10 protein-coding genes are annotated in these 8,187 nt (G+C 62.7%); 4 read left to right on the forward strand and 6 right to left on the reverse strand.

Translation table 11 applies throughout. The features are described from left to right. Positions 1 to 71 precede the first annotated feature (71 nt). The 4 genes from HNQ95_RS29115 to HNQ95_RS29125 form a co-directional block, all read right to left on the reverse strand. A complete protein-coding gene (locus HNQ95_RS29115) occupies positions 72 to 224 on the reverse strand; it encodes a hypothetical protein (protein WP_182575847.1) in 153 nt (50 codons plus the stop codon). 128 nt (positions 225 to 352) lie between these two features. Beyond that, positions 353 to 727: a hypothetical protein gene (locus HNQ95_RS29120; RefSeq protein WP_182575848.1), complete on the reverse strand. Its 375-nt coding sequence runs from the start codon at positions 725 to 727 to the stop codon at positions 353 to 355. A gap of 399 nt (positions 728 to 1,126) precedes the next feature. Further along, on the reverse strand, positions 1,127 to 1,249 hold the full coding sequence (locus HNQ95_RS34020; protein ID WP_263007257.1) for a hypothetical protein: 123 nt from the start codon (positions 1,247 to 1,249) through the stop codon (positions 1,127 to 1,129). Positions 1,250 to 1,270: 21 nt separating this feature from the next. Continuing rightward, on the reverse strand, positions 1,271 to 1,495 hold the full coding sequence (locus HNQ95_RS29125; RefSeq protein ID WP_182575849.1) for a hypothetical protein: 225 nt from the start codon (positions 1,493 to 1,495) through the stop codon (positions 1,271 to 1,273). A 217-nt stretch (positions 1,496 to 1,712) separates the two neighbouring features. Here HNQ95_RS29125 and HNQ95_RS29130 point away from each other — a divergent pair, with 217 nt between their 5' ends. Further along, positions 1,713 to 2,513, forward strand: a complete 801-nt coding sequence (locus tag HNQ95_RS29130; protein ID WP_246341035.1) for a DUF72 domain-containing protein — start codon at positions 1,713 to 1,715, stop codon at positions 2,511 to 2,513. 43 nt (positions 2,514 to 2,556) lie between these two features. Here the strand turns inward: HNQ95_RS29130 and HNQ95_RS29135 are convergent, their stop codons facing one another. Next, positions 2,557 to 3,183, reverse strand: a complete 627-nt coding sequence (locus HNQ95_RS29135) for a TetR/AcrR family transcriptional regulator (protein WP_182575852.1) — start codon at positions 3,181 to 3,183, stop codon at positions 2,557 to 2,559. A 138-nt stretch (positions 3,184 to 3,321) separates the two neighbouring features. On the opposite strand from HNQ95_RS29135, the gene HNQ95_RS29140 reads away from it, so the two are divergent. Next, positions 3,322 to 4,068 (forward strand): SDR family NAD(P)-dependent oxidoreductase, encoded by a 747-nt coding sequence (locus HNQ95_RS29140; protein ID WP_067966585.1) that lies wholly within the window; start codon positions 3,322 to 3,324, stop codon positions 4,066 to 4,068. Positions 4,069 to 4,439: 371 nt separating this feature from the next. Here the strand turns inward: HNQ95_RS29140 and HNQ95_RS29145 are convergent, their stop codons facing one another. Further along, the gene (locus HNQ95_RS29145) at positions 4,440 to 5,939 is read right to left on the reverse strand and encodes an NAD(P)H-hydrate dehydratase (protein WP_182575850.1); all 1,500 of its coding nucleotides are present in this window, start codon (positions 5,937 to 5,939) and stop codon (positions 4,440 to 4,442) included. A gap of 321 nt (positions 5,940 to 6,260) precedes the next feature. Between HNQ95_RS29145 and HNQ95_RS29150 the strand changes: the two genes are divergently transcribed. Both HNQ95_RS29150 and glnA read left to right on the forward strand, forming a co-directional pair. Then, positions 6,261 to 6,599, forward strand: a complete 339-nt coding sequence (locus tag HNQ95_RS29150; RefSeq protein WP_055976860.1) for a P-II family nitrogen regulator — start codon at positions 6,261 to 6,263, stop codon at positions 6,597 to 6,599. A 49-nt stretch (positions 6,600 to 6,648) separates the two neighbouring features. Next, entirely contained in the window at positions 6,649 to 8,058 is a 1,410-nt protein-coding gene (gene glnA, locus HNQ95_RS29155) for a type I glutamate--ammonia ligase (protein WP_067962285.1), read from the forward strand. The last annotated feature ends 129 nt before the right edge of the window (positions 8,059 to 8,187 follow it).

The raw sequence follows: 8,187 nt of genomic DNA on the forward strand, positions 1-8,187 counted from the left end.
CCATGGCAACGAACGAGCCACATGAACACGCGCGACGCGAGGCATTCGCGGAGATCCCAGGTGGCCGCGAGCTAATCGATTGGTTTGGCTTCGTGCCACATTTTCACGATGCCGAAATGTTCGACATCGACTTGTCCTCCAGCCGGTCCGGACAGCTGAAGATCCGAGCGTTTCGGATGACCGCTCAGGTTGATGACCAGGGCTATTTTGTCCTTGATCGTCATGTTGTCGTGACACTCACACTCGAATCCATCAGCGAAATCTCGCTGTCCGACTTTCATCTGCCGGGCATTATCGGAGACCTCGTGGTCGTGCGGTCTGACGACGAGTTTCGCGTTGAGTGGGACGCATCCTATGGCGTGGCCGGCCGCATCGCGGCGGCAAGGGTACGCTTTGATTTCGAAGCATGCCCCGTCGAACGAACACCATTGACCGCAACGCATCCAGTCTGACGCCCGGCAGGTTGGCAGGCTATCCAGCTTACGTGGCTACCACCTAGCCCGCCTCGGGCTGCCAGGATGATGCAGGCGATCAGGAACTCGCGGATTTCCGACAGCTCGTAGCCGTCGGCCATCCTGTGCCCGCCGAAGACGAGCAGTTGCGACGCCGGTAAGAGCACGGCGACGACAATCCCCGCAGCGCGATACGCCGCCGGCGCCTGCCGCAGTTCGATCGCCAGCCGCCACGCGATCACGACGCCCATGAAAAACCACAGCTGGTAGGGCACGATGTTCCATTCCTCATAGAGCAGCCCGGCCAGTGGCAGCGCCGCAAGCGCAAACAGCCTCGGCGGAACGAATGGCGCGACCGGTCGCAGCCAGGCTGCGACATGCGACGGCCAGGCGGCCGGCAGGACGACGAACAGCAGAAACGCCGCCGAATAATAGACCGCCTCGAACCTGTCTCGTTCTGGACGTTGCCGGCGAACATCGGCCCGGCCGTCCAGCCGCCCCAGTGCTGGCCCCAGGACATCTCCTCCATCAGGATGAGGAAGGTCACCAGGATCAGCGCCGCATGCACGACCCAGCGCGGCAGCCCCAGCACCCTGGCGCGGTTGCGGCGGTCGCGCCAGGCTGCGGCCCCGAGCGCAACCAATGCGCCGATGAAAACCACCTCGGTCAGGATGCTAAGCACCTGCCGTCTCGTTGAGAACCGTCGGCACCGCGGCAACCGCAATCGCCGCTGCCAGCAGTGCACCGGCCATCAGGTAGGATGCACCGAGCAGCAGCGGCGCCTGGCCGTCATCCAAAGGCGATCGCGCATGATCAGGCTAATACAGCGCCGCGACCAGCAGGCAGGCAGAGATCAGGGCGACGAATGGCCTGATCAGCCCGAACATCGTCCAGTCGACACGGTCCTTGGCCAGCAGGTCACGGTCGTTGACCGCGAAATCGTAGGCTATCAGCGACACGATGGTTGCCCCGGCCAGGGCGATCATGCCCATCCGCACCACCCCGTAGGGCGAAGCCGCCCGCGTCCCTGGAATCGTCGACATGAAGGCTCAGACATGTTTGTGTTTGTATGAGCTTCGCTAGCCGGCTACCCTCCAACAGACAGTAAATCTCACACCGGTTCCGCGCGATATATTGCCTGCCGGCCTCGGCCTTCGCGCAAGTTGCTGTCAGGATGCTTGCCCAAGACATCGTTCGCGGCTTTGACGCTCCTCTGCCTTCCGCTAGAAGAGACCGCAGCGACTGAGAAGGGATAGATCGATGACTGGAAACATCCGGGCAGGCATGGGCGGCTGGACGTTTGAGCCCTGGGAGGGCACGTTCTACCCGGAAAAGTTGTCCAAGGCCAAGCAGCTGCAATTCGCCAGCAGCCACGTGCCGACGATCGAGGTCAACGGTACCTATTATTCATCCTTCAAGGAACCGACCTTCCTGAAATGGGCCAGCGAGGCCCCTGATGGTTTCGTCTACGCGCTCAAGGGCAACCGCTTCGTCACCAACCGCCGCGTACTTGGTGAGGCTGGCGAATCAATGACGCGGTTTCTCGGCTCCGGCGTTGCCGCACTTGGCGACAAGCTCGGCCCGATCCTGTGGCAGTTTGCGCCGACCAAGAAATTCGACGAAGCCGACTTCGGCGCCTTCCTCAAGCTTTTGCCTGAAAAGCAAGATGGCGTGAAACTGCGCCATGCGGTCGAGGTGCGCCATGATTCCTTCATCGTGCCCGAGTTCGCCGCGCTGGCCCGGAAGCATGACGTCGCCATCGTGTATGCCGACCACGCCAAATATCCGGCAATTGCCGACATCACCGGCGATTTTGTCTATGCGCGGCTGCAGACCGGCAGCGACGACAATCACGATTGCTACACGTCGGAGGCACTTGATGTGTGGGCCGAACGCGCCAAGGTCTGGGCTGACGGCGGCACACCTGCCGACCTGCCCCGTGCCGATCCAGGCACCGAGGCGCCGGTCAAGCCGCGCGACGTGTTCGTCTACTTCATCACCGAGGGCAAGGTCCGCGCGCCCTTCGGCGCCATGGCGTTCATGAACAGGATCAACGGCTAGCGCACTCCAGGAGAGCCGCCGCAGTTTTCTAGAAAGGCTTTGATCAAGCTCCGGCGTTGCGTCCGGAACCGGCCGTCAGCGCATCCCAGGCGGCCATCGCCCCATCGGCAATGGCCAGCAGCGCCGCACGTGAGGCGCCATCGCGGGCCTGCACCGACATGCCTTGCTGCACGGCAAGGTAAAACGCCGAAATCGCGTCACAATCGGCGGACTCGGGCAGTTCGCCCGCAGCCACGGCCTGTTTCAGGCGGCCGGCCAAGTCGCGCGCGCTCGACATGCGGCGTTCGCTGAGATCGCGGAACACCTCGGCATTGGTTTCGCTGACATTGAGTGCGCCTAGCACGATAAGGCACCCCCTGGGATCGCCAGGTTCGCTGAACGCCCGCGCCGACGCACGCAGTAAATCGCTGATCGCCTCCCTGGCACTGCCGGGGCGTTCGAAGGCGCCCCAGATATCGACACCTTCGGTAGCCCCATAGAGATCGACAGCCTCGCGAAACAACGCTTCCTTGCTGCCGAAAGCCGCGTAAAGGCTGGGCGAATTGATGCCCATTGCCGTCGTCAGCTCCGCCAGCGACGCCCCGTCATAGCCCTTTTTCCAGAACACGCGCATTGCCTGCCGCAACGCTGCATCACGGTCGAAGCTGCGTGGACGACCCTTCTGAGACATCTCAAACCTTTCTGTTATGAACGATACATAATGTTCTTGACGCCCTTGCGCAAGGCTGCCATCTATTTTGTATCGTTCAATACCGAAAGATAAATCATGTCCTCCCTCAGCGATACGAAACAACACTCCGGGCTCAAGCTGTCCGGTCTGGAACTGGCCGGCAAGGTCGCCCTGGTGACCGGCGGCAGCCGTGGCATCGGTGCTGCCATTGCCGTCCAGCTCGCCACGTCAGGCGCCGACGTCGCCCTGACCTATGTCCGCTCTGCGGAAAAGGCCGAGGCCGTCGTCGGGCAGGTCGAAGCCCTTGGGCGGCGTGGCCTGGCGATCCAGGCCGACAATGCCGATGCCGCAGCCGTCGAAGCGGCGGTGACTGCCACCATCGCGGCGTTCGGGCGTCTCGACATCCTGGTCAACAGCGCCGGCATCTGGCACCACGGCCCCATCGACACGGTTTCGCTGGAACAGCTCGACGAAGTGATGTCGGTCAATTTCCGCGCCCCCTTCATCGCCTCGAAGGCAGCGGCCGGCGTCATGCATGACGGCGGTCGGATCATCTCGATCGGCAGCAACCTGGCTGACCGTGTTCCCTTCGAGGGCATCGCGCTCTATTCGGCCAGCAAGGCAGCGCTTGTCGGCCTGACCAAGGGCCTCGCGCGCGACCTCGGCCCGCGCGGCATCACCGTCAATGTCGTCCATCCCGGCTCGACCGAAACCGATATGAACCCCGCCGAGGGCGACGTCGCCGACTACCAGCGCAGCCTGATGGCAATCCCGCAATTCGGCTTGCCCGACGACATCGCCGGCCTTGTAACCTGGCTGGCCGGCCCGCAATCCCGCTTCGTCACGGGTGCAGCGCTGACGATCGACGGCGGCACCAACGCCTGATCACGTCCTCTCCACCACCCTGCCTACGGAGCGTTGAGCGCATTTCGCCTTTGTCGCGATCCTTCCCACCACCTCTGGCCTGCCGGCCATCTCCCACGCAAAAGGGGATATCAAGCCGTCATTAACCTCGCAGTCAATCGCCATGGTTGCACATTGGGACATCACAGCATTGGCGCCGCCGGCGACGCGACTGATCTCCACCCTTGCGGGGGAGATGGCCGGCAGGCCAGAGAGGGGGGGAACGCGAAGCAAAGGATTGCTTCGCACGACACCTGCCAAACTGACCAAGTCCGTTGTCACCATCCGTCACCCAATCCGCGTGGATAGTCCGGCCCGACTGCCCACGCCCGACGCGGAGAAAGCGCGCGCCCTCACCCGCTCAACCCCGCCACCACCTCCCGCAATGCCAGCGGCAGGTCCTCAGCGATCAGGCCGGGCCCGAAACGCCGTGCCGCCTCGGCGTGAATCCAGACGGCGGCGCAGGCCGCCTCGAAAGCCGGCATCCGTTGCGCCAGAAGGGCGGCAACAATGCCGGACAGCACGTCACCCGACCCTGCGGTCGCCAGCAGCGACGTGCCATTGGCATTGATCGCAGCACGCCCGTCGGGCACAGCTATCACCGTGTCGGGGCCCTTATATATGATGATGGCATTGGCCTTGGCCGCCGCCGCCCGCGCCCGCTCGAGCTTGGACAGCGACGCATCGGCGGCGATCCCGGGAAACAGCCGGCCGAACTCGCCATGATGCGGTGTCAACACAAGCGCTGGCGCATTCGGGCGTTTTCGTGCCTCGAAGAACGCGGCGCGGCGATGCGAAAGCGAGGTGATGCCGTCGGCATCGAGCACAAGTGCTGCGAAGCGGCCCTCGGCGACAGACATCAGCTCCAGCGCAAAACGCCCGATTTCAGGCTCGGAGCCAAGGCCTGGGCCATAAACCAGCACTTCGGGCTTGCGTGCGCCGAGGAAGGCCAGCGCATCTTGGAGCGTATCGGAACGCCTCAGGATGATTGAGGTCAGGTGCGCCGCATTGGCAGCCAGTGCCGCTCCAGGTGACAACACCGTCACCGCACCCGCCCCTGCCCGTGCTGCCGCCATCGCCGACAGTCGCGCAGCACCCGTGGCCGACGGACCACCGGAAAAAACGCCGACATGGCCGCGGCTATATTTGTGGGCGTCGTTCGCCGGCGACGGAAAATGCCGCCGCCACCATGCCGGATCGTTTTCGAAGCAGCGCACGGACGTAGCGCCAACTATGGCCGCGGCAATACCGATATCGGCAACCACCACCTCGCCGCACTGCGCACGCCCGGGATAGAGCAGGTGCCCCGGCTTCTTGCGGGCAAAAGTCACGGTCACCGTCGCCTGGAAGGCACTGCCCATAATCTCGCCGGAAGCACCCGACACGCCGGAGGGTAGATCGACCGAAATCACCGGAACAACGGCCGAATTCGTCCGTGTTATCGCCTCGACCACCTCACCGTCGAGCGGCTTGGAAAGACCGGCGCCATAAAGCGCATCGACGACGATCGCGCCCGACTCGGGAGCGAAGGCAGCCAACGGCTCCACCTTGACCGAACATTCGGCAGCAGCCAGCGCCGCATCGCCGCCGCTGCGCGGCGCAGCGGTCGCGAAAAGCCTGACTGCAACGCCGCTTTCGGCAAGCAGGCGCGCCGCGACATAACCGTCGCCGCCATTATTGCCCGGCCCACACAGCACATGGACGGCCTTCGCACCGGGAAACCGCTGCAGCACCACATCGGCAACGCTGCAGCCCGCCCGCCGCATCAGGCCGATGCCGTCCACGGGCCCGGCGGCGATCGTCAGCCTGTCGGCCTCAGCCATCTCGCTGGGGGTCAGCAGTTCAAATGCCATGGCAGTCATCCCGGATGAATCCTGCTACCGAGTTAGCACGCCGCAGCCACTCCGCCCAAACGGCCATGCCTCAATTCAACCACGCACAAATCGAAGGCATGTTGCCGCATTTTTGTGCACCACCAGCGTTGCGAAAACGATGAATTTTTGTGCGCATCTCGACCCGAAGCTGGAAATCGGCTCCAATCGCCCACGTCTTCGGCTGCCTCCTGGGCAAACCGAACAAAGTTGCCGCACCCACTCGACTTGGCACGCTTCGTGCTTGAAGTTGCGCGAGTGGGTGCATCACCCCTGAGTTACGGCAGTGGAGGCCATATCCGCATGAAAAAAATCGAAGCAATCATCAAGCCGTTCAAGCTCGACGAAGTGAAGGAAGCGCTCCAGGAAGCCGGGCTGCAGGGCATCACGGTCACCGAAGCCAAGGGTTTTGGCCGCCAGAAGGGTCACACCGAACTCTATCGCGGCGCCGAATATGTCGTCGACTTCCTGCCCAAGGTGAAGATCGAAGTCGTTCTCGGCGACGAGTCGGTCGAGGCGGCCATCGAGGCGATCCGCAAGGCGGCCCAGACCGGCCGCATCGGCGACGGCAAGATCTTTGTCTCCAACATCGAGGAAGTCGTTCGCATCCGCACCGGCGAGACCGGCGTCGACGCCATCTGACCTCGCAAAGAATTCTCGTTTCAACGTCATCAAGACAGGAAAACCCCACATGACGACAGCCAAAGACGTAATGAAGCAGATCAAGGACAACGACGTTAAGTTCGTTGACCTGCGCTTCACCGACCCCAAGGGCAAGCTCCAGCACGTCACCATGGACATCGCCGAGGTCGAGGAAGAGATGTTCGCCGACGGCGTCATGTTCGACGGCTCGTCGATCGCCGGCTGGAAGGCCATCAACGAGTCCGACATGGTGCTGATGCCGGACCTGGATACGGTCCACATGGACCCGTTCTTCGCCCAGTCGACCATGGTCATCCTGTGCGACATTCTCGATCCGGTTTCGGGCGAAGCCTACAACCGCGACCCGCGCGGCATCGCCAAGAAGGCTGAGGCCTACCTCAAGGCCGAAGGCATCGGCGACACCGTCTATGTCGGCCCGGAAGCCGAATTCTTCGTCTTCGACGACGTCAAGTACAAGGCCGACCCCTACAACACCGGCTTCAAGCTCGACTCGACCGAACTGCCGTCCAACGACGACACCGACTACGAGACCGGCAACCTCGGTCACCGTCCGCGCGTCAAGGGCGGCTACTTCCCGGTCCCGCCGATCGACAGCTGCCAGGACATGCGTTCGGAAATGCTGACGGTGCTGACAGAGATGGGCGTGCGCGTCGAAAAGCACCACCACGAAGTCGCTGCCGCCCAGCATGAGCTCGGCGTCAAGTTCGACACGCTAGTCCGCAACGCCGACAAGATGCTGATCTACAAGTACGTCGTGCATCAGGTCGCCAATGCCTATGGCAAGACGGCCACCTTCATGCCGAAGCCGATCTTCGGCGACAACGGCTCGGGCATGCACGTCCACCTGTCGATCTGGAAGAATGGCAAGCCGACCTTCGCCGGCAACGAATATGCCGGCCTGTCGGAAAGCTGCCTCTATTTCATCGGCGGCGTCATCAAGCACGCCAAGGCGATCAATGCCTTCACCAACCCGCTGACCAACTCCTACAAGCGCCTGGTCCCCGGCTATGAAGCCCCCGTCCTGCTCGCCTATTCCGCGCGCAACCGTTCGGCCTCCTGCCGCATTCCGTTCGGCAATTCGCCGAAGTCCAAGCGCGTCGAAGTCCGCTTCCCAGACCCGGGCGCGAACCCCTACCTCGCTTTCGCTGCCCTCTTGATGGCCGGCCTCGACGGCATCAAGAACAAGATCCATCCCGGCCAGCCGATGGACAAGGATCTTTACGACCTGCCGGCCAAGGAGCTGAAGAAGATCCCGACCGTCTGCGGCTCGCTGCGCGAAGCTCTCCAGAGCCTCGACAAGGACCGCGGCTTCCTGAAGGCCGGCGGCGTCTTCGACGACGACCAGATCGACTCGTTCATCGAGCTCAAGATGGCCGAGGTCATGCGCTTCGAAATGACCCCGCACCCGGTCGAATACGACATGTACTATTCGGTGTAATCATCGGAAAATAATGAGAAAAAGCCCCGGATCGTGAACTGACCCCCGAAAGTTGGACACAACCTTCGGGGGTTTTGCATGTCCAAACACAGTGCGCGTTTCAAGCGCTCGGTTGTCGATAGCTATTTG

Origin of the sequence: Aminobacter ciceronei (genome assembly GCF_014138625.1) — a bacterium.
GTDB lineage: Bacteria > Pseudomonadota > Alphaproteobacteria > Rhizobiales > Rhizobiaceae > Aminobacter > Aminobacter ciceronei.